Origin of the sequence: Deinococcus radiotolerans, assembly GCF_014647435.1 — a bacterium.
GTDB lineage: Bacteria > Deinococcota > Deinococci > Deinococcales > Deinococcaceae > Deinococcus > Deinococcus radiotolerans.
This window is the reverse complement of sequence record NZ_BMPE01000033.1, coordinates 1-23,565: the sequence shown is the minus strand read 5'-3', so window position 1 is coordinate 23,565 and position 23,565 is coordinate 1. Positions and strand designations below refer to the sequence as shown.

Here is a 23,565-nt window from a genome sequence, read left to right as displayed (position 1 = left end):
ATCAGCGGCAACCTGAAAGCCAAGAAGGTCTACGTCCTCAACGACAAGACCGCCTACGGCGAAGGGCTCACCCGGGACGTGGTGAAAGCCCTCAAGGCCAGTGGCGTGACCGTCAGCGCGAACGAAGGCACGGAGGAGAAGAGTGACTTCTCCAGCATCGTGGCCAAGATCAAACTGGCGAACCCCGACGCGATCTACTTCGGCGGCATCTACAACCAGGTGGGCGTGTTCATCAAGCAGCTGCGCGAAGCGGGCCTGAACACCCCCGTGGTGGGCGGCGACGGCCTCGACAGCAGCGAACTGCCCGTGATCGCCGGGAAGGCGAACGCCAACAACATCTACTTCACGACCGTGGCCGCGCCCGTCTCTGCCCTCCCCGCGGCGAAGATCTTCGCGATGAGTTACAAGAACACGTTCAAGGATGAGATGCAGGGCTTCGGCGCCTTCGGCTACGACGCGGGCAAGGTGGTCGTGCAGGGTGTGCTGAACGCCGTGCGCGCCAACAACAACAAGCTCCCCAGCCGCGCGCAGGTGGAAAGTGCCATCCGCAAGGGTAGCTTCACCGGCCTGCTCTCCGGCAACGTCAGCTTCAACTCCGCCGGTGACCGCAAGGAAGCCAACCTGTACATCATGAACGTCACTGGGGGCGCCATGCGGTTGAAAACCATCTCGCATGTCCGACCCGCGCAACCCTGAAGGTCCCAGCGGTGATTCTGTGGGGGAGTGATCCAGTGGGTCACTCCCCGACGCCATGCGGACGCCGTGAGATGCACGCCACCCTTCCTCGGTAACGTGCTCCGAGGTGCCTGGGCTATGCATCTGAGTGGCCAGAGTGGCAGAGGTGTACACCACCGATCTTGTTACGCCGGCACCGGCTCGCAACTCTCCAGACAGCCCTGAACGTCTGATCTCCTGCTGGTCCTGAACCCGCGCGGGACACTGGTTCACCTGAGCATGACGCGGCCTCTGCTGACGCTCCGGTTAGTCAGGCTCCAGACCCGTCAACTGGACTGACCTAGTTGTCCTGCTGAAGGGCGCTCCACTCTTCAAGAGAACCGGAGACAGTCTGTTCCGGCCCGGTCAGTACCTGAGCACAGGTGAGCCCTCAGGGAAGTGCGGGTCAAGCCAAACTGAGACCGCGGCGACCGTGGCCGCTGCAGCCCATCCGCAGACAACTCTGTGGTCTGCATGTAGGGCCAGAGAGCCTAGCGCCCCTCAGCGGGTAGGCGTCACGCGCGCCGCGCGCCGGCCCAGACTGCTCTTCAGCCGACGCGCCACGGCCTTCACGCACGCCCGACAGGTCAGAGGCCCGGTCACCTGTGGGGCCGCGGCGTACACCTGCGGGCCCCGCCCGCACAGCGCCGCACCGTCGGAGATGCGGACCAGATGAATGGCGCCGCCCGGGGCCAGCTGAAACGCGTGGGGTTCCGTCAGGCGGTGGCGCGCTGCGATTGCGGCGCAGGCCTCCTCGAACGGCAGCTGCGCGAGGTCCGTGTGCTCGGGAGCGGTGCGGGTGGCGCGGAGGGCGGCGGGGGCGGGAGGCCTGGGCATGGCCCGAAGGTACTCCGGCTGCACCGCACCGGGCCGTGAGGCCATCAGGCATTGGCAGGCGCGGGCGGTCCGGCCCGGCGTTTCAGGTCGCGTGACTCGGTCCGGTAAGCGGGGGTCACGGCCGGCCCGGACAATCCGCGCCCACAGGTGAGCAGAGCGGCCGGTGGCGGGCACCCAGCCCTGTCCGGTGCCCAGGTGAACTGCTGAGCGTGCAGGCGCACGGGCCGTTCCGGTGGTCTGGTGCAGCGTCGGCGGCCCGCATTCGGATGCGCCGCTCTGGGGAACTGGCTCTACTCGGGTTCTTCATAAGTCCTACTCGGGCACTGAACACCCGCCGTGGATACTCCCTGGCAGGTGAGCGAGCTGTCCACCTCAATCCTCTCTCTCAAGGAGCTTTTCATGCGCAACGCTCAAACCATGACCGCCCTGATCGCCCTAACCCTCATGACTGGCACCGCAGCGTTCGCGGCGTCCAGCACGGCCCCCCAGCGCCCGGCGCCTGCGCAGACCCAGACCGGCACCCCACAGGCCCCGAGCCGTCAGGTCGCGTACTACAAGGGCAATCCCCTGGGCGGCGGTCAGCTGCTCAAGACCGTGACCGTCACCGCCGGGCCCGGCACGCCCCTCGCCCAGAATGCCCCTCAGGGCGCCACGTACGCCGTGATCACCACGCCCAGGGGCCAGGAGATCATCAACCTCCAGGCTGCTCAGGCCCAGCCGCAGGAGCAGGGCCAGGCCGCGCCCACGCCGGGCCGCGGCGCACCCGACGGTCCCGCCCGGCCGGACGCCCGCCCTGGCGCGGCGCCCCAGGGGCCGGGTGCTCCGATGACCGGGCCTCGGCCCAGCGCACCGACCGGCCCGGCAACGGGTACGAACCCGGCCCTCAAGGACGACGCCGGCGCTCTGGGCCGGATGCTGCGCGGCGCGACCAGCGTGACGTTCTACGCCGCTGATCCGCTCAAGGGCGGCCAGGTGACGCAGACCATTCGCCTGACCGACCCCGCAGCGCAGCAGGCGGCCCTGACGCAGGCAGCAAAAACCGCGAAGTTCGCCGTTGTGGAGCGCGGCGGCGAGCGGGTCATCGTGGACCTGAGCCGCACGCCGCCCGCCCCGGACCGTGCGGGCGACGCCGGGCCTCCCGCGCCTGTGCGCCGCTGAGCCTCAGCTGATCCCGATGCTGGACACGGGTGGCGTCCAGCGTCTGATCACTCGTTCCGTCCCCGCTTTTCCTGAATGGCCCGGGGGGGCTCTCTTCCTGAAGAGCCTGAGGGGGCTCTATGCTGCGGGTGCACGGTGACGCCGGCAGACGCCGATGGACTGTGAAGTGGAGACCGTGAAATCAATCCTGATCGTCGAAGACAATGCCGGGGTGCGTGATCTGGTGCGTGAGTACCTGACGGAGCACGGCTACCACGTGAGGGTCGCCTCGGACGGCCATGAGGGCCTGCTCGACGCGCGCCACCACCGGCCGGATCTGGTCCTGCTGGACGTGATGATGCCCGGCATGGACGGCCTGGAATTCCTGCGCCGCTTCCGCGCGGCCGAGCAGGTGCCGGTGATTTTCCTCACCGCCCGCGACGCGGAGCTCGACAAGGTGCTGGGCCTGGAACTCGGGGCGGACGACTACGTGACCAAACCCTTCTCCATGGCGGAACTCCTCGCCCGGGTGCGCGCCCACCTGCGCCGGGGCACCGAGAAGCCGCAGGGTGGGGTGATCCGGGCGGGGGCCCTCACGGTGGACGTGGCGGCACGGACCTTCCACGTGGGTGAGCAGCGCGTCGACCTGACCCGCTCGGAATTCGAGTTGATGACGGCCCTGGTGCGCGCTCCGGGCCGGGTGTTCACCCGGTCGGAACTGCTTGAGCAGTTGCAGGAGGACCACCTCGGTTCGGAGCGCACCATTGACGTGCACGTGCGGAACCTGCGGGCCAAGGTGGAGCAGGAGCCCGGCAAGCCCCGCCTGATCGAGACGGTCTTCGGGGTGGGCTACCGCCTGAACGCCGCGGCGCCGTGACCCGGCCGTTCTGGCAGACCCTGGCGTGGCGGCTGACCCTGGCGTTCGTGCTCGTCAGTGCGCTCTCCCTGGGCGTGGTGGGACTGGTGTCCACGGCGTCCACGCGGGCGCAGTTCGGGGCGCTCGTGGACGCGCAGGCCAGGGAGCAGTTGCAGCAGACCGTGCAGGCCTACGTCGAGCGGACAGGCTCAGTCGCGGGCTTCCGGCCGCTGACTCCTCAACCTCCTGGTGGGGTCCAGTCGCCGGCCGTCCCCCCGGTCCCGGCTGGTGGTCCGCCCCGGCCCGGGGCGCGCGCAGCCCCGAGTTCCTGGGTGGTGCTCGACCCGGCGCGCCGGGCGGTCTACTCGACCCCGGAGGTCCGGGAAGGCGAGCAGGTGCTGACCGCCCCGGCCGCGGTAGTCACGGTGGGCGGGAAAACAGCCGCGTTCATCGTTCCGTCAGGCCGGGCGCCGGGCCTGGATCAGCGCAGCCAGGAATTCCTGACCCGCACGGCGCGGGCCATCGCGTGGGCCATGCTGGGCGCCGCCGTGATCGCGGTGGTGATGGGGCTGCTGATCTCCAGAACGCTCCTCCAGCCGCTCGGGGCTCTGCTGGCCGACATTCAGGCGCTGCGGCGTGGGGAGGCGCCGCGCCGGCGCCGAAACGTCCGCCCGGACGAACTGGGTGAGGTCCTCCTGGCGTTCGGGGAGATGCACGAGACCGTCACGCGCAACCAGCAGGCCAGCCGGCAGTTGACGGCGGACATCGCGCATGACCTGAACACGCCCCTGTCGGTGGTGATCGGCACGCTTGAGGGCATCCTGGACGGAACGTTTCAGCCAACCCCGGAGCGACTGGGCCGGCTGCACCGGGAGACGCAGTACATCGCGCAGCTGGTGGGCGACCTGCGGCTCCTCTCACTGGCCGACGCCGGGGAGCTGCGCATGACAGTCGCCCCGGCGGACCTCGTTTCCCTGATCGGAGAGATCCTCGCGTCCTTTCAGGAGGCGGCCGGGGGTCAGGGGGTCACGCTGCACCAGCAGCAGACCGCGCCGCAGGTGACCGTGCCCGTGGACCGGGTGCGGCTGAAGCAGGTGGTGCAGAACCTACTCCGCAACGCCCTGGCGCACACGCCGGCCGGCGGACAGGTCACCGTGAGCGTCGAGGACACCCCAGCCGCCGCGTGGATTCACGTGTCCGACACCGGGCAGGGCATCGCGGCCGAGCACCTGCCGCACGTGTTCAACCGGCTGTACCGCGCGGACAGTTCGCGCTCCACGCACGGATCCGGGCTGGGGCTGAGCATCTGCACATCAATCGTGGAGGCCCACGGGGGGCAGATGCACATCGAGAGCACGGAGGGCCGGGGGACCCGGGTGTCGGTGTCGCTCCCCAGGCCCAGCCCACCGTCAGGCCCAGTTGAACGCCGTCGGCCCTGAGTCTGGCCGGCACATCCGGTGGCCGTCCTGCAGGCCACGCCCGTCAGACTGGAGCGGCGCAGGACACCTCAAAGGAGCGGGCAGGCACCCAGCACGGTCGAGTGAGTTCACCACGCGGCCTTGCGGCGGTCAGCCCGTGAGTGCTCGCTCCGCACCGGAACCTCCCGGCGGCGCCAGGTGATCCACCTCTTTCCGTGATTGGAACGCGCGCGGTTGAACGGCGCATGTTGCGGATCTCGCCTCAGCGTGACCAGATGTGCGTCACGTGGCTCAGCCCGCCAGCCCGTGGCCATCAGTGCCGCTCCCATTCCACGACCCGGCGGTTCCGGCGGTACGCGTAGAACTGCCCGATCAGCAGGAAGATGTTCATGACGGCTGCGGACAGCACCCGCTCACACACGCCGTAGAACTTTCCCAGGGGATCATGCGGGGCTGCGGGTGAGATGAACAGCACCACGCCCAGGGTCAGGAGGGTCACGGCGGCCGTGATGTTCACCACGTACCGGTGCTCGCGGTAGAACCCGGCCCACACCCGGTGTCTCGGGGGCACGACGCGCCCGGTGATCAGGTCGGACCGCCGGCCGTGCACGTCGATCAGCACGAAACAGCGCGTGTGCGGGGTGATCACGAGCTGCTCCTGGGCGTCCAGGAGGCGGTGCACGACCCATTCGGTGGTGCTCTGGAGGTCCGTCAGGTACCGCCCGAAGATGCGGACACTGACTTCCTGCGTGTCGGGGTGAACGCTGATGAGGCACTCGTTCGGGTGGGGGCGGTTGACGTCCTCGAAGAGGAGCAGGTGCCCGGTCAGTGCCCTGGCGCGCAGGTCCGGATTCAGGCGCTCTGCCACGGCCTGCATCTGCGGGGTGAACGAACCGGCGCCCGTGCGGTGCGGCACGGGCGTCAGGGTGGGCAGCAGGGCGCGCCAGAAGGTGTCGGTCTGCACCTGGGCCGTGGCGCGGGTGTGAACGGTGATCAGGGCCCGCAGGTGCGTTGCGGTCACGCCGTCACCCCGCGGGAGGCGTTCAGGACGCTGCGGCCCGGCGGCGGTCCACAGCGGGCCGGGCCGGGCACCGTGCGGTGACCAGGGAGTGAGGGGGTGGCCTGACGGGCAGCCCAGCGGCGCTGAACACTCATGCGTTCAGTGTCGCCGATCCGCCCGCGCCGTCCACGGTGCCTGTGCACCGCGAGGAGGGTTCCGTGCCGCGGTCCGGGTCAGGTTGCCTCCTCGCCGGGCTGGTCGTTCAGGGCGCGCTGACAGGTACTGGCGTCGTCAGGGGGCTCACCTGCCCGCGGTCATTCACGGCGCGGACCTGGTACAGGCTGGTGGGTGTGCCCGCAACGTCGGTGAACTCTGCGCTGGTGAGCAGGTCCGAAATCTGGAGGGACGGACTGCCCGCGCGGTCCAGCCGGTAGACAACGACGGACAGGCCCGCGGCGGCCGTCCAGCGGACGCGGTTGCCCGGGCTGGTGGAAAGCGCCTGCACGGTTACGCGTTGAGGGGCGTCCAGCGCGTCCGTGCCGGCGCGCCGGATGCTGACCGGAGCTGAGGGTGCGGACAGGTTGCCGGCCGCGTCGAGACTGCGGACACTGTAGGCGTACGTCACCCCTGTCGCGGCGCTGGCGTCCCGGTACGTGCGGGTCGCTGCGTTCAGGCGGACGAGTTCCTGCGGGGCGGCGCTGCCAGTCGCGCGCAGCACGCTGAATCCGGTCAGGTCCGGCAGGGCCGCCTGCGTCCAGCTGAGCGTGACGCCCTGTGCGTTCACGGTCACGGGCAGCAGGGTGGGCGCGGGTGGGGGCGTCCTGTCCACCAGCTTGGACGACACGGCCGCCGAACGGGCCGACTCCGCCTGTGAGGTGTTCAGGGCGGTGACGCGGTAGGTGTAGCGGGTTTGCAGGCCGGCGACCAGGGGGTCGGTGAAGGTCGTGCCCATGACGGGCGAGGTGTTCACCAGCAGAGACGGTGCGCCCGCCGCGTCCGACTCGCTGCGGTAGATCTGGTACCCCTCGATGTCCTCCTCGCGGTTCGCGGTCCAGCTGAGCGTGAGGGCCGCCGTGGTCGCCTTGATCGTGACGCCTGAGGGCGGAGCGGGGGGCCGGGTGTTCACGGGCCGCGCGCCGACGAGGTTGCTGCGCGCGCCCATCTGCCCGGCGGCGTCCCGGGTCACGACGGCGTACACGTACGATTCACCGGGGCGCCCAGTGGAGTCGGTGTACGTGCTGACCCCCGGGGGGAGTGCGGCCAGTGCGCTCAGCGGCTGGGTGGGGTCGGTGCCGCGTACCACGATCTGTTGCGTGATGCGGTTGTCTTTCGGTGCGGTCCAGCGCAGGGTCACGGCGCGTTCCTTGACGGTGGCCTGAAGGTCGTCGGGGGCGGGCAGGACCGTGACGGTCTCGGTGGTGACCGTGACCGGGGCTGTCCGGGTGGACTCTCGTCCGAAGAGGTCCACGGCGGCCACCTGGTAGCGGTAGGTGGTCCTGGCGTTCAGATCGGTGTCCTTGAAGACATCCCCGCCCGGCTGGCTGGAGAGGAAGAACGGGCTGGGTTGCAGCAGGGTGTAGGGGCCAGCGCCGCTGGCGCGGTAGATCCGATAGGCCACCACCAGATTGCTGGAACTGGGTGGCGGCGCGGCCCAGCTGAGCTGCACGGCGGCGGGGCCGGGTTTGGCCCTGGGCGTGCCGGGCGCGGGAACGGCGGGGGTCGCCCCGGTCTTGAAGGTGGCCTCGCCAACCTTTGTTTCGGTGGCGCCCACGGCGGTCACGGTGACGGTGTACTGACCTGGCGAGAGGCCCTTGAGGGTGGTCATGATGCCCAGGGCGCGGGCGTAGGCGGGCCGGGCGACCACGTTCAGGTTGAAAAAGGCCCGCTGGGTGCGTTCCGAGTCGTTTTTGGGCGGCTGGTCGTACACGCTGATCAGCCCGTCGTAGTCCGCTTTAGATAGGCCGAGGGCGGCGGAGTACGGCTGGGGCGACGCGACCGTCTGGTCCCGGGTGCCGCCGGGCCCGCTGATCCGCAGGCGGAACCCCCGGGCGGGCCGCACGTCGCCGGGCAGGGCCCAGCGCAGCAGGGCGCCGTCCGGGGTGGGCAGGGCCGCCACACCTGTCTTGTCTGAGCTGCCTTTGGATGTGGCGCTCGTCTGGGCCGACGCGACGCCCAGGGTGGCCGTGAGGGTGAGCAGGAGCAGGGATGTTCGCATGACTGTGGCCTCTTGAAGTGGGGCTGAGTGGGGCGGGGTGGGGCCAGAGCCCCCGCCCCCTCTTCGCCCCTTAGAAGTTGACTCGACCGCTGACGCTGAAGGGAATGTTCGGGATGACCGGCATGATCACGGTGCCCGACGCGGTGCCATCGATGAAGCTGCTGGCCGCCGAGACGTAGAGGCGTCCGGTGATGGACATGTTGATGCCCACATCGACCCGGACGCCGCACGCGCCCGCGCCCGCGGCGGCGCCGGCACTGAGGGTCACGGAGGCGTCCAGGGACGTGGGGTCGTACGTGACGGTGAAGTCCGCATTCAGGGCGAGGTGCGCGTTGGCGTACCAGAACCAGTCGCAGATCGCGCCGGTGCCACTCTGACCCACGCTGTAGGCCATGCTCATGCCCACGCCCACGCTGGTTTTGGTGCCGTCCACCATCAGGTAGCCGTTGTACCCGATGCCGTCGGCGCGGCTGGTGGTGGTGTTGCTGGTCCCCGCCGCGGCGGTGTTGGAGGACGTGTTGGCAGTGGTGCCCGTGGTCGCGGGCGTGACGGTGCCGTCGGCGTTCTTGACTTCCTTGGTGGTGGTGGTGGTCGTGCTGCCGGATTTCATCGACAGCAGACGCACGCTGATCGGGTTGGCCTTGGTGCCCAGGTACACGCGCTGACCGCTGCCGGAGAACGGCATGTACATCTCGGCGTAGCCGCTGACCGAGACGATGCCGTAGAAGTCGAGTTCACGGTTGAGCGTGCAGTCCAGCCCGCCGACCGAGGACCGGGCGGCGGGTCCCACGCAGCCCTGCACGAGCAGGTAACCACTCTCGGGATTCTCGGGCGGCACGCTGAGCAGAATCATGGCCGCCACCTGGGGGGAGAGGCTGCCCTTGGTCGAGACGGTCGAGAGGTTGCCGCCGGCCGCACTGGCAACACCGGACGAGTAGGTGCCGAGGGCGCCCAGCTGCAGCGGAGTGAAGAGCCAGCCCACGGCCTTGATGGCCACGGTGCCTTCGGAATCCACGCCCAGCGTGCCGCGGAAGTGCGCGGTGGTGCCGTTGTCGATGGCCGTTCCGAACACGGTGCCGGCCTGAATCGCGACGTTCACCGCGCGGGTGGCGCCGGCCGGCGGAATGGCCTTCACGGGTGGCGCGTCGAAGTTCCCGTCCTTCCAGACCATATTGATGCCCACGCCGCCGCTGAACTCGTAGAAGCCGACGGAGCCGACGGTCACGAAGGGTTTCAGGCCGGACGAGGCGACCGAGGCCCAGAAGAAGCCGTAGCTGGTGCCGTTGTCGCGCCCGAAGCCAGCTTTGGTGGCCACGGCGATCTTCTTGGCAATCTTGATGGAGCCTTCCCCGATGAATTCCAGGGTGTTTTCATCCTTGAACATGGCGCTGACCGACACGTCGTAATCCACGGTCTTGGTCTGGCCGAAGATGCGGATCTTGTCAATGACGATCTTGACGTCTTTGCCGTCTTTCACCCAGAAGCTGATGGGCTGCGCCACGGCGTTCAGGGGGAGCGCCTCGGCGAGCTGTAATTTGCCGCGCAGACTGAGGGTGTACTGGCCGTCCGCCTCGCGGCGAGCGCCGACTTCAGCGGCGGGGAACGGGTAATCGAACAGGCTGAGGTTCGTCAGGCCCGTGGCGCTGGCCCAGGTCTCGCCGTTCAGGCTGACCCCACCGTCGGTGGTGAAAGTCAGGTTGTACAGCGGCAGCTTGACTTCCGCGCCACTCACGCCGCCCAGATTCCATTTGGCGTCCGAGAAGACCAGTTTCGCCTTCCCGTCGCCGCCGAACTCCCACGAGGGCCGGCCCAGGGCCAGCGACGTGCGTCCAAAGTTGTGGTTGGCGACGGCGACGCCTGACGTCACTTCCCATTTCGCGCCCGGGTTCCCGAGCTGCGGGTTCCAGCTGATCGTGACGTCCAGTGGTTCGTTGACCATGGGGACCGTCAGGCTGCCGTGGCCACTGACGCCAGAGATGGCGCTGCCCGCTACGGTGACGTTGAGCGGGCCGGACTTGATGGCCCAGCCGCCGACGCTCAGGCCCGTGGAGGTGATCTCGAAGGCGGTGGCGTAGCCGCCCAGCGTGTACGCCACCAGGCCGCTCACGCTGCTGGGGGTGCCGGAGACGATGGGCGCGCCGACGGTCAGGCCCGCGCCCGGCAGGACGACACCCTTCCAGTCCAGCGTGGGGGCCGCGTCGGCCGCGTACGCGCTGCTGAGGCCAGGGGCATTCTGTTTGCTTGACAGGTCAAGTACACCGGCGCCGGCCGACACGCTGATGCCCGTAGTGCCGATGGTCAGCACGCCCAGACTGCTCGCGGTTCCCTTCAGGTCGGCCAGAAGCTCGCCGCCGTCTTGCAGGGGCGCGTCCGTGAAGGTCAGGCCAGTGCCGGTGCCGCCCGCCCCGCCGGGGAGCTGAACGGTGCCGCTGAGCGCCGCGCCGTCGGCCCTGAGGGTCATGGACGTCAGGCGGACATCGGCCTGACCCAGGCTGAGCAGGCGCAGGGCAAGGTTCTGCAGGTTGACCCGGGTCGGGTCGCCCCCCGTGACCTTGTACCCCGCTTCCGAGCGGGTCACCTGAAGATTCGTCATGGTGACGCGCTGGTACCCCAGGTCCAGGCCGCCCACGATCAGGCGAACCGTCCCCTCACCCGCGAACGTCTGGAGGTTCAGGTTCGTGACGCTGGTCACCGTGACGTCCAGGCCGCCGTACTGGAGGACACTCGGGCTGTCCAGGGTGTACCGGACCGTATTCGCCCCAGGGAGGGTCGGTGCCGGGCAGGCAGCGGCGCAGCTGGTCGTGACGTCCGCAATCTGGAACGAGAGCGTATGGCTGCCCGGCCTGGGCGGCGAGACCGTGTACGTGGCCGTCGCCGTGGTGCTGCCATCAGGCAGATTCAGCGTGACGGTCGGGCCGGCCTGGCCGTCCAGCAACCAAGTGCCCGTCAGGCTGCCGCTGCCGGTGTACTCCACGGTCAGGCGCACGGCGACCGGGTCAAGGGACTTCAGCGTGAGCGTGGCGTTCGGGGCACCGCCCTCGAAGGCCACGGTGGCGGCCTTCAGCGCCAGCTGAAGCTGGGCCTGCACGGTCGTGATCGTCCGGACGCTGGTCACGCCGTCCGGGGTCCGGAGGTTCAGGGTGAGGGTGTACAGGCCCGTCCGGGCGTACCGGTGCGTCCAGCGGCCCGACTGGCCTGTGAAGGCCAGCTGCTCGACCTGACCGTCCCCGTAGTCGAGGAGGTAGTTGGCGCCCGTCAGCAGTCCGGTAATACGGATGTCCAGCACGTCCGGCGAACTGCCCGGCGTGGGCGTGATGACTTCCTGCGGCGGCAGACCGGCCGTGAAGGTGGTCGTGACGGGGTCCAGACCGGGTGCGGTGACGGTCACCGTGTACTGTCCGGGCTTCAGGTACGTGTGAACCAGGGTGGTGCTGGTCAGGCCGGAGACCGTGTCCTGCTGCCCGTCCCCCCAGTTCACGGTGTAAGTCAGGCTGCTGAGCAGTCCGCTCAGGACGGCGTTGGCGCGCAGTTCAGGCGCCACGACCACGACGGTCAGGGCTTTCACCTGAATGGCGACGCTGGTGGTGACGGGGGCCGTGCCCGGGGTGGTCAGGGACAGGGTGAACGTCCCGGGCCGGGCGTACGTGTGCGTCAACGTGTCCGCGGCCTTACCGCTCACCACGCTGCTCGACCCGTCCCCCCAGCTCAGCGTGTACGCCAGGCGGGCCTCCAGGCCCGCCACGCTCGCCGTGACCGTCAGCGCGTCCGACACCGCACTCAGCGTCGCCGCCGCGACCGTCACCGTCAGCGTCGTCGTGACCGGCGCGCCGTTCGGCACGCTCAGCGTCACGGTGTACAGGCCCGGCCGCCCGTACGTGTGCGTCACGGTCCGGCTGTCCACGCCCGTCAAGTCCACCGCGGGCGTCCCGTCCCCCCACTCCAGGCGGTACGTCAGGGCTCTCACCAGACCCGTGACGGTCACCTGCGCGTCCAGGGCGGTACTCGTGCCCGTCACGACGGGCACGGGTTGCGTGATGGTCACGCCCGTCATCGCCACCGCAGACTGCGGCGCCTTGAGGCTCACCGCATACGTCCCCGCACGCGGGTACGTATGCGTCTGCTGACCGGCGGCGACACCGGTCACGGTGTCGCGCTGCCCGTCCCCCCAGTCCAGGGTGTACGTCAGGGAGGGGATCAGACCGCTGAAGTCCGCGCGGACTTCAGCGTACACGGTCGCGGTCACGGGCGTGACCGTCAGGGTCGGGGCGGCCACGCTGACGTACTGCATGTCGACCGTGAGGCTCACCGCGTCCCCGAGGTCCGGGGTGACGGTCACGGTGTACGACCCGGGCGCAGCGTAGCTGTGCGTCAGGGTGGTGTCGCTGCCCGCGGCGGTGAGGGTCTGCTCCTGCGTGTCCCCCCACTGCACGCGGTACGTCGCGCCCTTCACCAGTCGGCTTACCTGCACACTCAGCGTCAGGTTGGTGTTGACCGCACTGAGGACCGGTGCGGGCACGCGGACCGTGACGGTTTGGGTCACGGGCGCCGCGCCTTGCGTGCTCAGGGTGACCGTGAACGATCCGGGCGTGACGTAGGTGTGCCCACGGGTGAAGGTGCGGACCCCGGTGATCGTCTCGGTCGCCCCGTCCCCCCACGCGAGCGTGTACGTCAGGCTCGGCACCAGCGTCCCGAGCGTCGCGGTGAAGGCCGTGTCCGTCACGCCCGCCGCGGGCGTGACACTCAGCGTCGGGACCGGCACAGTTACCGTCACGCTGGCGGTCGCGGCCACGCCACCGTCGGGCGTGACCGTCACGGTCTGCGTGCCGGGGGCGCTGTACGTGTGGGTGAACGTCATGGCCGGTCCAGTTGCCGTGAACCGCTCGGTGACGCCTGCGCCCCAGTCGATGGTGTACAGCACGCCCGTGATCAGGCGGCTGACCGTCAGCGTGGCCGTCAGGGTGTCAGCGGTCAGGGACAGCGTGGGCGTGCCGGGCCGCACGGTCGCGGGTGCCGTGGTGGGGTTGACGCCAGCGGCGGTCAGTTCGACCTGGTACGTGCCGGGCGTGGAGAACGCGTGGGTCTGCGTCGCCTGGGGACCGGTGGCGGTGAATGTGACGGGCGCGGTGCCGTCTTTCCAGTCCAGGGTATACTGAAGCGTGGCGATCAGATCCGCCATGGCCGCCGTGACCGTCTGATCGGTGTCCGCGACGGGCGGCGTGAGGGTCAGCCTGGGCTGAGCGGCGATCACGGTCACGGAGTCAGTGGCGGGCAAGCCCCGGGCGGGCGTTACCGTCACCGCGTACGTGCCGGGTCTGGCGTAGGCGTGCGTGAGGGTTGCGGACGTGCCCGTGGCTGTCAGGGGCTCGGGCGTCCCCTCGCCCCAGTTGACGGTGTAGGTGGCGCCTGCCACGAGACGCTGCGCCTGCAGGGTGACGGTCAGGCCCTGAGAGGCGAGCGTCAGCAGGGGGGTGGGGACCTGCACGGCGACAGCCGTCGTCCCCAGGGTCCGCCCAGCGTTGGTCACGGTGATGGTGTAATCCTGGACCGCCGCGTAGGCATGCGAGCGTGAGGTGCTCGTCTGTCCGGTCACCGACTCGACCGCACCGTCGCCCCAGTTCAGCTGGTACGTGGCTGATTCGGCCAGGCCCGTCAACGTGACCACCACCTGTTCCCCCACGACGGGCCGCTGAGGTGCGGCGCTGAGGGTCACGGCGCCCAGGGTGGCGGTGAAGGTGGTGGTCGCCAGCACGCCTGTGCCTGCCGGCGGGACCGGGCCGTACAGTCTGATCGTGTAGGGGCCCGGAGCCGAGTACACGTGGGTGGGCTGCTGCCCTGGCGTATTGCGCAGCAGGGACGTGCTGCTCCCGTCGCCCCAGTCCACGGTGTAGTCTGTGTCGCTCTGGAGGCCGCTGAAGGCGAGCGTGGCGGTCAGGGTGGCGCCCGTGGCCGTGAAGGTGGGGGGTGGTGACTTCACGGTGATGTTCAGGGGGGCCGTGTTGGAGAAGTTATTCGAGCCGACCGTGGTGATCTGGTAGAGGCCGTCTTTGCGGTACTGGTGGGTCACCGTGAGCGGGTCAGTGGTGCCGACGAGTGGCTGCGCGGTACCGTCGCCCCAGTTCACGGTGTAGGTCCTGCCGACAACCAGGTCGTTGTAGGTCAGGGACACGTCTGTCAGGGCGGTGGTGGTCGCCGGGGTATTCAGTGAGACTGTGGGCAGACTGATGACGTGGCTGATCTGGTAGCCCAGATCGTTCTCCGTGTGCGTACCGGCGTAGGTGGTCACCGTGAACTTGCTGGAAATGGACGAGGTGTAGAGGAAGGTGCCCGGGCTGGCCAGGCGGTAGACATGCTGGAAGGTGTGATTCGGTGAGCCGTCTCCGACCCAGGTATCAACGCCGTCTGCCCAGTTCATCGTGTAGATGACGTCCTTGGCTGCATTGGTGATGCCAACCGTTGCCGTTTCACCGGATTCGAAGCGCGTCGTATCGCTTGTCAGCTGAAGCTTATTGACCGTGACCGACGGCATGAATGTGTACGTAACGTAGGCATTGTTGGTCCATGGACAGGCGAAATCATAGGTGAACCGCACAGGCCCGGCCGCGAGAGGAAAGGTCTCGAACTGGTACTGCGCGCCTGGTCCCTGATAACCGGTGAGTTGAAGCGTGCTGGACTGACCATTTGGCCAGTACCAGGTGACGATGCCAGAATCCCTGCCTATATCTGACGCTGATCTACAACTTCCGTTCGAGATGAGGGCCGTCAGCCGCTCACCGAAGGCCGCACTGGTCTTGTTGAGCGTGATGGTCGGCGCCGTCTGCCCAGGTCCTGGCCCAGACTGCGCCCCGCTCCAGCTGATCACCAGGGCGAACAGGGTCAGGAGCAGGTGCCGTCCCCCCAACGAGTGTGCCAGGACAGTCCCTGGCCTCCAACCTTGATTCATATCGGTCCTCCACCGGTCATCTGTCATCAGAAGCGGTACCGGAGTCCCACGCCGTAGCGCAGTCGAGTGGGTGTGGTGGTGCCAGAGCCGGGTTCGTACCGGAGGCTGGCGGACACGTCGAGGTTCTGCTGAACGGCGTACGCAGCCGTCAGGTCGGCGGAGCCACTGATCTGCCACGGGCCGGGGGTCGGGGTCTGCCCGGCGCCCGTGAAGCCCGCGCTCTGGGTGGCCGTCAGGGCCAGGGTGGTGCTCAGGTCGAGCTTGTCCGTGCGGTACCCGAAAGTGCCTGACGCGTTACCGCTCTGATTGAGGCCCTGGCGCCGGTAGCTCACGGAGAGCGATCCGTACGCGGGCGCCGCCTGACTGCTGACAGACGTGTTGACGCTGAAGGCCGGATCGGTGTTCGGCCGGGTGCTCAGTGAAGTGCTCGCGCTGATGTACACCGGGCCGAGTTTTCCGGACGCGTCGGCGGCGTAGGTGACGTCGCGGGTGGCAGGCGTGAAGGAGGCGCTGCCGCCCAGGCTCAGGTTGGGGTTGACAGTGGTCCGGACGCGGCCACTCACGGTGTACGCGGGTGGGACGGTCACGGCCGCACCGACGCTCAGTTTGCCTCTGGGGGTGTCCTCTCCCAGCAGGGCACTGGCGTCGTACTGCAGGTCGGCGGAGGCGGTGGGAGGGGACGTGGAGCTGAGGGTGGCGGTCCCGGACAGGGCCAGGTCGTCTCGCAGGGAGGTGCGGGCATTCACGCCCACGGTCCAGCGGGTTTTGCCTTCCGCGACCGTCAGACTCGGGCTGGCGGAGGCGCTGGTGGCGTCCTTCCGGTAGTTCAGTGAGCCGGACAGGGTGGCGCTGCGCTGCACGCTGCTGTAGGTTCCGGCCTGGATGTCCACCAGGGTGGCCGCGCCGTTCAGTGAGCCGAACAGTTGGTCGGAGAAGCGCACGCCCGCGTTCAGTCCGCCCGAGTGCACCTGCGTGGACTGCGTGGCGGACCGGCTCCCACTGTACGAGTAGTACGTGGACAGGTTCGTCAGGGCCACGCCGGTGGCCGGCACGGTGGGCGAGTAGCTGTAGGCGAACGTGCCGGACCGCGTCTCGCTCTTCTGGACCGGGTCGGATTGACGGCGGGCCTGCACCTGAAAGGCGTTCCGGCCGGACGAGTAACGGGCCGTCAGGGCCTGCTGGCGCGAATCAGCCTGCACCTCGGCCGCGTAACTGCTCGCGCCGCCGCCCGGGGACTGCAGCCTGAACTGCACGTTGACGGCGTCCAGGAACGTCTGCGGGGCCGCGTAGCTGTAGACCTTCACGTGAAATTCTCCGCTGGCGTCAGCGCTTCCCGCGAGCGCCACAGCGGAGCAGAGGGTGAGCCATCCCAGCCGCCGACCGGTGCGGGCCAGTCGGCGAGCGACAGGAGCGGTGGGCGGCTGTGCAGACACAGCGGGTGAATCAGGCGTGAGGTTCAATTCTGACGTCCTTTACCATCCGTCGAGGCGACCGCGGGCCGTAGGTTTCTCTGACCCGGAGACGGCGGGCAACCGGCCTGCAGCTGGATGACGGCGTGCAGTGCGGGGGGTGCGCCCATCAGCTTTTCAGGGAGAGCATTAAGTCCCCATTAACGACGTGCTCAGCGCACTGGATCATCTGGACTCTTGCTGGTCAGGCCAGGCGGGTCCTGCCTAACAACGCTCCGGCACTGGGCGGGGCGGGCGGTCCGGCCACGGAATGTGAAGGCCAGTATCTCGGCGGCGGGGGCAGGGACTGGAGGTACCAGGTCCGCTGCTCCGCCTCCTGGGGCTGAAGTAACGTGGCGTAGCAGCCCTGACAGAGACACACTGGCACGCAGAAAAGACACCCGTGCGACCCCGCTGGTCACAGCCGGCTCAGGAGAATGACTGCCGCTGACATGGGGCTGCGTGAGGTCTGCTGCTGGCCAGGCGGCAGCAGCGGGACCAGCAGGAGGACTTTGAGATGAGAATGCATGAATCTCCTTCAATCGTGGATCTGTTTCTGAGCTGAAGCGGGCCGTGACGGCAGGGAGGCCTCGGTCGGTGGGCCAGGCGCGACCGGACTGTTCGAGTCGGATGAGGCGAAGCTAAAGAGCCAGGCGTCAATCCGGCGTCAATCTGAGCGTCAACTCCCTCCATGGAGTGGGTGGCACGCCTCTCGGACCTTCAGGGGCCCCTGTCACTTCCCCACGCCGCCGCGGTAGGAGCCCGAGACAGTCGCCGGGACGCCGACCGTCGGGCTCCTCGCCCTGGACAGCGACCCGATGATTCGGTGAGGCGTTGAGGCTGCGGTGGGGTCATCAGTTAGGAGCCCGCGGGTCAGGACAAGCGCTTCGATGACCTGAGGAACTCTTGCTGACGCACGGGAGGCCAGACGACCGCGCACAGAGAGCCCTGTGGCAGACAGGAGTTCACGTCAGGAGGGCGGCCCAGCCCATTAATGTACACTTCGAATATCTATTGCTTTTTGATAACTATATACGTAGGGTGAGCGTATGCCCGATCTTCCAGGTGTTCAGTACCGCCGCATCCTCGTGGCGACCGGCGGCGCCGCCCATTCCGAGGTGGCGACCCAGCGCGCCGCTCACCTCGCACTGCAGTTCAGTGCACCACTGCATATCGTCAGCGTCATCCCACAGGGCCGCCCCGGCCTCGAAAACGTGACTGCGGCCTTCGCGGGAAGCAGCGACCTCGACGGCCGGGTCACGCAGGACACCCACCAGCGCATCAACCGGCACCTGCACAGCACCGCCGCAGACGCCCGCTCACTCGGGCTGGACGTGCACGAGCACCTCATCACCGCGCTGAAACCCGCAGACGCGATCCTGAGCGTGGCCCGGGAAGTGGACGCCGACCTGATCGTGCTCGGCCGGCGCCACACCAGCGCCTGGAGCGCCGCCCTGGCAGGCAGCGTCGCCGACATGGTCAGTCACGCCTCACCAGTCGACGTCCTGGTGGCCCGGTAACACTGGCCATGACCGAACCGTCTGCTGACAGGGTGCGCGCTCCTCTCCCCTCCTCTCTCTCCGATGACGCGGTGTCCAGCTTCCTGGGCGGCGTCTGGCAGCTGAACCGCCGCCTCAAACAACTGGTGTCCCCTGCGCTGGCGCAGGAGACGGCGCTGGATCTCCAGCGGCTGTTCATCCTGAAAGCCATCGAGCATGGAGCCGTCTACCCCAAACAACTCTCTTCCCAGCTGGGCATCATCCCCACGCAGCTCAGCCGGCTGCTGGAGCAGCTCATCGCGCAGCAGTACGTCTCACGGCAGTTCGACCCGGCCGACTCGCGCCGCACCCGCCTGAACGTCACCGACGCCGGGACCGCCGCGGCGACCCTGGCCAGCCAGATCATCCGGCGGGCCATTGCCGAGCGCATGAACGCCCTCAGCCCCGAGCGCCTCGCGGCCCTCCTCACCGCCATTGATGTCCTGACCGACACAGATTTCCTGGAGCACCCATGACTCACGTTCACCCGGCGCCCGGGCAGACCCCGGGCGTCGCCCTGACTGCCGCGCAGAAGAACCTCAGCCTGGCGGCGCTGCTGCTGGCCGTCCTGCTGGCCAGCATGAATCAGACGATCGTCTCCACCGCCGGCCCCAGCATCCAGCAGGCGCTCGGCATCGAAAACAGCCTCTATTCCTGGATTACCACCGCCTACCTGCTGGCCAGCACCACGCTCGTGCCCATCTACGGCAAATTAAGCGACCTGTGGGGCCGCAAGGTCATCCTGGTGTTCGGCACGGTCCTGTTCATCCTCGGGTCCGTGCTCTGCGGCACGGCTGGGGGCATCGGCGCGCTGATCGCTGGCCGCGCCGTCCAGGGCCTCGGCGGCGCCGCCCTGATCGGCCTGATGTACGCCGTCATCGCTGACCTGTACGCCCCGGAAGAACGCGGCCGTTACATCGGCATCATCGGCGCGGTCTTCAGCCTCTCCACGGTCCTGGGGGCCGTCGTGGGCGGCTACGTCACCGACCACTTCGGCTGGCACAACGTCTTTTTCATCAGCGTGCCACTGGGCCTGGCGGCTCTGGGGTTCATGCTGTTCATGCCGGGCCTCAAGCAGGACCGTGAGCGCGCCCCGATTGACGTGGCCGGCGTGGCCCTGCTCAGCATCTTCAGCGTGTCGCTCCTGCTGGCGCTCTCTCTGGGCAAAACGTCCGTCGCGCCCGGTGAGAGCGGGTTTCTGTGGGGCTCGTGGCAGATCCTGAGCCTCGGGGCCACGGCGCTGCTGTCTCTCCTCGCGTTCCTGGCGGTCGAGCGGCGCGCGGCTGACCCGATCATCGACATCCGCATGTTCCGCAACCAGACCTTCGCAGTGGCGATGGGCATCACGTTCCTGCTGGGCGTGGTGTTCTTCGCCGCCACCGTGTTCCTGCCGCTGTTCATGGTGAACGTGATCGGCCTATCGGCCACCAACGCCGGCCTGACCACCTTCCCGCTGACCATCGGCCTGGTCCTGAGCAGCATCGTGGCGGGACAGGCGTTCGCGCGAACCGGGCGCATCAAACCCATCATCCTGCTGGGCACCGTGATCCTGCTCGTGGGCTTTGCCCTGATGGGCTGGACCCTGAGCCCGCGCAGCACGCAGTTCGAACTCACCTGGAAGATGATCGTGGTGGGCCTGGGCCTCGGGCCAGTCCTGCCCATGCTCACGCTGGCCATCCAGGGGACTGTGCAGCCGCGTGACCTTGGCGCGGCCACTGGGACCAACAACTTCCTGCGGTCACTCGGCAGCACCATGGGCGTGGCGATTCTGGGCACGCTGTTCGCCAGCACGCTCAAAGACAACGTCAGCACCAGGGTCGCCGCGGCGACCGCCACGCTACCGGCCGCGCTCCGCACCCAGCTGAGCCCCACCAGCGGCCACTCAGGAACCCAGGGCTTCAACGCGGCGCAGGTGAAGACGCAGCTGGGCGACCGCTTCGACACGCAGCGCGAGCTTTACACCCTGGCCCTGCGAGACGCGGATCAGGAGGCGCTGCGGCGCCTGCAATCCGATCCGCAGACCCCGGCGCCTCTGCGGGAAGTGGCCCGGCAGGGAGGCTTCCCGGGCGTCATCAGGACGCAATTCAGCACCCAGCGCACGCTGCTTCAGCGGGCCATCGTCGGCCGGGACGCGGCGGCCATCGCGGCCGTGGCGAACAATCCTCAGACGCCCGAGCGCCTGCGCGCCCTGGTGCAGACCGGCGCTGGGGCGCGGGCGCCGCAGGCCCTCGCGCAGGTCGAGGCGGACCTCGCCGCGCAGGAGCAGACCGCCCTGACCACCCAGCCCGCCGCGCTGCTCGCGCCCGTCCTGAAAGGCCTGGAGGACACCCGCGCCCAGCTGCTGCCCGTCATCGACAAGGTGGACCTGGGCATCAAGGAAGCCTTCACGGCCGCCGTGGAACTGCTCTACAAAGTCGGCCTGTGGATCACCGTGGCGGCTCTGCTGCTGACCCTGCTGCTGCCCGAAGCCCGTCCCACGAAAGTAGACCCGGACCAACTGCGCCGGGACGAGTTCGAATCGACTGAACTGAGCTGAGTGGACGAGAGGCGGCGCTCCAGCACTCGTGATGCTGGAGCGCCGCCCTTCGTCACGGACTTCCCCGGGCAAGTCTTCTGCGGGTCAGGCCCCGCCCGCATTGAGACACGGTTGAGCGTCTCCTGGCACGGTACCCTGGACCGCATCGCTATGACGTCCGACGCCCGCCCGCCCCTCGACCCTCTCTTCCGTGACGGCGGCGAGCTGAGCGTCCTCATGCAGCACCTGGACTGGGACGCCACGCCCCTCGGACCGCCCAGCACCTGGCCGGCGGCCCTGCGCACCTGCGTGCACCTCATGCTCGCGTCCAGGCAGCCCATGTACCTCGCGTGGACTGCCGACCTGATCGCGCTGTACAACGACGCCTACCGCCCCATCCTCGGCGCGGACAAGCACCCGGCCGCCCTGGGTGCCCGCACGGCCGACATCTTCGGCCAGGACGGGTACCCCGGCCTCAAACCCGTGTTCGACGCGGCCCTGCAGGGTGAGAGCGCCGCGTTCGAGAACCTGCTGGTCCCACTGGAGCGGTACGGTTACCTGGAAGAATGCTACTTCGACGTCAGCTACACCCCGGTGTACGTCGACCAGAACGTGCAGGGCGTGTTCTCATCGGTCACTGAAACCACCGAGCGGGTGATCGCCGCACGCCGCACCCGGACCCTGGCGGCACTTACCGCCGCCCTGCTCGGCGCGACCGATCCTCAGGGCCTCGTGCAGGCCGCCCTGACCGTCGCCGAGGACAACCCGTACGACCTGCCCTGTCTGCTGCTGTCCGGGCTGAGCGCCCACGGGCCAGCCCACCTAGCCGGCGCGACCGGATTGACGGATGAGCAGGCGGCGTCCTGGCATCAGGAAGTCCGGCCCTGGCTGCACGCGGGCGAGGAGTGTGTCGCTCCCGTGGCCCCCCTGTGCGCGGGGCCGTGGCCAGAAGCGGTCACGCAACTCGTGGTGCTCCCGCTGACGCCCTCCGGCAAGCCGCAGGCCCTCGGGGTGCTGGCTCTGGGACTGAACCCGCGCAAGCACCTTGACGAGGCGTACTGGGACTTCCTTCACCTGTTCAGCGGTCAACTCACGGCCGCCCTGCATGCCACGCGGCTCGCCGCTGACCTGCAGGGTCAGTATGCAGAGCTTGACGCGCGCACCCGCGCCCTGGAGGCGTTCGAGGAGTGGACCTGGGACCTGACCATCGACCTGGACCCGGATGAGCTGATCGGACGGGCCCAGGCCCGGATAGGCAACCTCATTCCACTGGACGCCGCCGTCTACTACGAGCGTGAAGGCGAGCGCTGGTTCGTGAAGCGGATGCGGGGTGAGTACGGCAACGCCGAGCTTCAGCGCGCGCACGAGGGAGGCCTGCCGCACGAGACGACGGGGAACCTTCGCGTTCCCTTTGAGACAGGCGAGCCGTACTACCAGGACGTCTACGATCAGGCCACCGATCATCTGGCGCCTCACATGACGCACGTGACGGCCACGGCCATGCTGCCCCTCCGCACAGCCCGGGGCGTGCGGGGCATCTTCGGTCTGGCGGTCTTCGGGCGCGCTGGCTGGTCAGCGGTTGACCGCGCGGTGGTCGAGACGGTGGGCCGTAGCCTGAGCCTGGCGCTGGACCGGGCCGAGCAGGTGCAGGACCTGGCGCGGGAACGTGAACGGCTGGCCAGACAGGCCGAGGCGCTGGCGAGCGCGAATGAGGAGCTCGAGGCGTTCACGTACAGCGTCTCGCACGACCTGCGGACCCCCGTGCGGCACATTCGGAGCTTCAGTGACCTGCTGCGCAAATCCATCGGGACGGACCTGAACGCCAAGGCCAGTCGGTACCTCCAGGTGGTCGATGAGTCGGCCACGCGGATGAACACCCTGATTGACGCGATGCTGGACCTCTCGCGCACCTCCCGCCAGCCCTTGCGTGCGGGAGTGGTGGACCTCGGAGCGCTGGTAGCGTCCGTGCGCAGCGAGGTGGAGGTCGATGCGCTGGACCGAGCCATGACGTGGCATGTTCACTCGTTACCTCTGGTCACCGGCGATCATGACCTGTTGCGGCAGGTGATGCTGAACCTGCTCTCCAACGCGTTGAAATACACGCGCGGTCGGGAGGAGGCGATCGTCGAAGTGAGTGCCGAGGAACGCCCGGACGAGTGGGTCATCTCCGTGCGGGACAACGGCGCGGGTTTCGATGCGCGGTATCAGGACAAACTCTTCGGTGTCTTCCAGCGCCTGCACCGGGCGGACGAGTTCGAGGGGACAGGGGTGGGCCTGGCAAACGTGCGCCGGATCATCTCCCGGCATGGCGGACGAGTGTCAGCGCAGGGCGCGCCTGGCCAAGGGGCGACGTTTGGATTCACGTTGCCCAAGACGCGCTGAGGCGGTCCTCCAGACTCCAGCACAGGCGTGAATTCAGGCAGGCGAGATAGACCTTGATGCGTACATCTCGAGAGTCGCCTGGTTGTCACAGGACTTGAAGCGCCCTAATGAACTTGGGGCACTGGTGCGTGGAGGAGATGCGTTTCTGCTGTGGTGCTCATGCAAAGCCACACCCGCGCGCCCATGGTTGTATCCGAGTGCCGAAGGATCTGCCTGGGTGTGCGTGACGCGCCTAGCAGATCGGAATCGGGCCTGGACGCGTCGTTAATGGGGCTGCGGGACCTCCTAATATCCACAATGCCATGGGCAAGCTCGCTAAGGCCTCTACGGCGCTCCTGTGAGCTTACAGAGGCATGTCGTCTGATCGGGGCGGCAGTGATCATTGCTAGAATCAGTTTTCTGCTTCGCTTGAAGAACTTTGGACATGCCATCATCCGTAGTTTCTGAGGGAAGCCTGCAAGGAACAACTGGTGAACAGTCTTCCCTCGGGGCTGGCCACTGCCTGGTAGTGCTCCAGTTTTGACTTCAAGCGGCGTTACGAGCGTTCGCCGATGAGGTGAGTGTA

Annotated in this window: 13 protein-coding genes; 8 read left to right on the top strand and 5 right to left on the bottom strand. The window is 68.3% G+C overall.

From position 1 onward, the window contains the following. Positions 1-696 (top strand): branched-chain amino acid ABC transporter substrate-binding protein (locus tag IEY63_RS21485; protein ID WP_189071037.1); only part of this gene is annotated, 696 nt, incomplete at its 5' end. Between the two features lie 519 nt (positions 697-1,215). Here the strand turns inward: IEY63_RS21485 and IEY63_RS21480 are convergent. Then, the gene (locus IEY63_RS21480) at positions 1,216-1,551 is read right to left on the bottom strand and encodes a hypothetical protein (RefSeq protein ID WP_229784850.1); all 336 of its coding nucleotides are present in this window, start codon (positions 1,549-1,551) and stop codon (positions 1,216-1,218) included. A 399-nt stretch (positions 1,552-1,950) separates the two neighbouring features. Between IEY63_RS21480 and IEY63_RS21475 the strand changes: the two genes are divergently transcribed. The 3 genes from IEY63_RS21475 (at position 1,951) to IEY63_RS21465 (ending at position 4,983) form a co-directional block, all read left to right on the top strand. Then, the gene (locus IEY63_RS21475; protein ID WP_189071035.1) at positions 1,951-2,709 is read left to right on the top strand and encodes a hypothetical protein; all 759 of its coding nucleotides are present in this window, start codon (positions 1,951-1,953) and stop codon (positions 2,707-2,709) included. A 175-nt stretch (positions 2,710-2,884) separates the two neighbouring features. Next, entirely contained in the window at positions 2,885-3,565 is a 681-nt protein-coding gene (locus IEY63_RS21470) for a response regulator transcription factor (RefSeq protein ID WP_229784849.1), read from the top strand. After that, the gene (locus IEY63_RS21465) at positions 3,562-4,983 is read left to right on the top strand and encodes a sensor histidine kinase (protein WP_189071033.1); all 1,422 of its coding nucleotides are present in this window, start codon (positions 3,562-3,564) and stop codon (positions 4,981-4,983) included. Before IEY63_RS21470 ends, IEY63_RS21465 begins: the two co-directional genes overlap by 4 nt. Positions 4,984-5,275: 292 nt before the next feature. Here IEY63_RS21465 and IEY63_RS21460 read toward each other — a convergent pair whose 3' ends face one another. The 4 genes from IEY63_RS21460 to IEY63_RS21445 all read right to left on the bottom strand — a co-directional run bounded on the left by IEY63_RS21460 (position 5,276) and on the right by IEY63_RS21445 (position 16,421). Continuing rightward, positions 5,276-5,983 carry a hypothetical protein gene (locus tag IEY63_RS21460; RefSeq protein WP_189071032.1) on the bottom strand — a complete coding sequence of 236 codons (708 nt, stop codon included), beginning with the start codon at positions 5,981-5,983 and terminating at the stop codon, positions 5,276-5,278. Between the two features lie 241 nt (positions 5,984-6,224). After that, the gene (locus IEY63_RS21455) at positions 6,225-8,177 is read right to left on the bottom strand and encodes a fibronectin type III domain-containing protein (protein ID WP_189071031.1); all 1,953 of its coding nucleotides are present in this window, start codon (positions 8,175-8,177) and stop codon (positions 6,225-6,227) included. A 70-nt stretch (positions 8,178-8,247) separates the two neighbouring features. Further along, positions 8,248-14,589 carry a PKD domain-containing protein gene (locus IEY63_RS21450; protein ID WP_189071030.1) on the bottom strand — a complete coding sequence of 2,114 codons (6,342 nt, stop codon included), beginning with the start codon at positions 14,587-14,589 and terminating at the stop codon, positions 8,248-8,250. 554 nt (positions 14,590-15,143) lie between these two features. Continuing rightward, the gene (locus IEY63_RS21445) at positions 15,144-16,421 is read right to left on the bottom strand and encodes a hypothetical protein (protein WP_189071029.1); all 1,278 of its coding nucleotides are present in this window, start codon (positions 16,419-16,421) and stop codon (positions 15,144-15,146) included. Between the two features lie 1,193 nt (positions 16,422-17,614). On the opposite strand from IEY63_RS21445, the gene IEY63_RS21440 reads away from it, so the two are divergent. The 4 genes from IEY63_RS21440 (at position 17,615) to IEY63_RS21425 (ending at position 23,000) form a co-directional block, all read left to right on the top strand. Then, positions 17,615-18,085, top strand: coding sequence for a universal stress protein (locus IEY63_RS21440; RefSeq protein WP_189071028.1), 471 nt, complete (start codon positions 17,615-17,617; stop codon positions 18,083-18,085). 71 nt (positions 18,086-18,156) lie between these two features. Next, complete coding sequence (locus IEY63_RS21435; protein WP_189071027.1) at positions 18,157-18,579, top strand: MarR family winged helix-turn-helix transcriptional regulator; 423 nt, start codon at positions 18,157-18,159, stop codon at positions 18,577-18,579. Then, positions 18,576-20,639, top strand: a complete 2,064-nt coding sequence (locus tag IEY63_RS21430; protein WP_189071026.1) for an MDR family MFS transporter — start codon at positions 18,576-18,578, stop codon at positions 20,637-20,639. The genes IEY63_RS21435 and IEY63_RS21430 overlap by 4 nt, the downstream gene beginning before the upstream one ends. A gap of 150 nt (positions 20,640-20,789) precedes the next feature. After that, a complete protein-coding gene (locus tag IEY63_RS21425) occupies positions 20,790-23,000 on the top strand; it encodes a sensor histidine kinase (RefSeq protein WP_189071025.1) in 2,211 nt (736 codons plus the stop codon). The last annotated feature ends 565 nt before the right edge of the window (positions 23,001-23,565 follow it).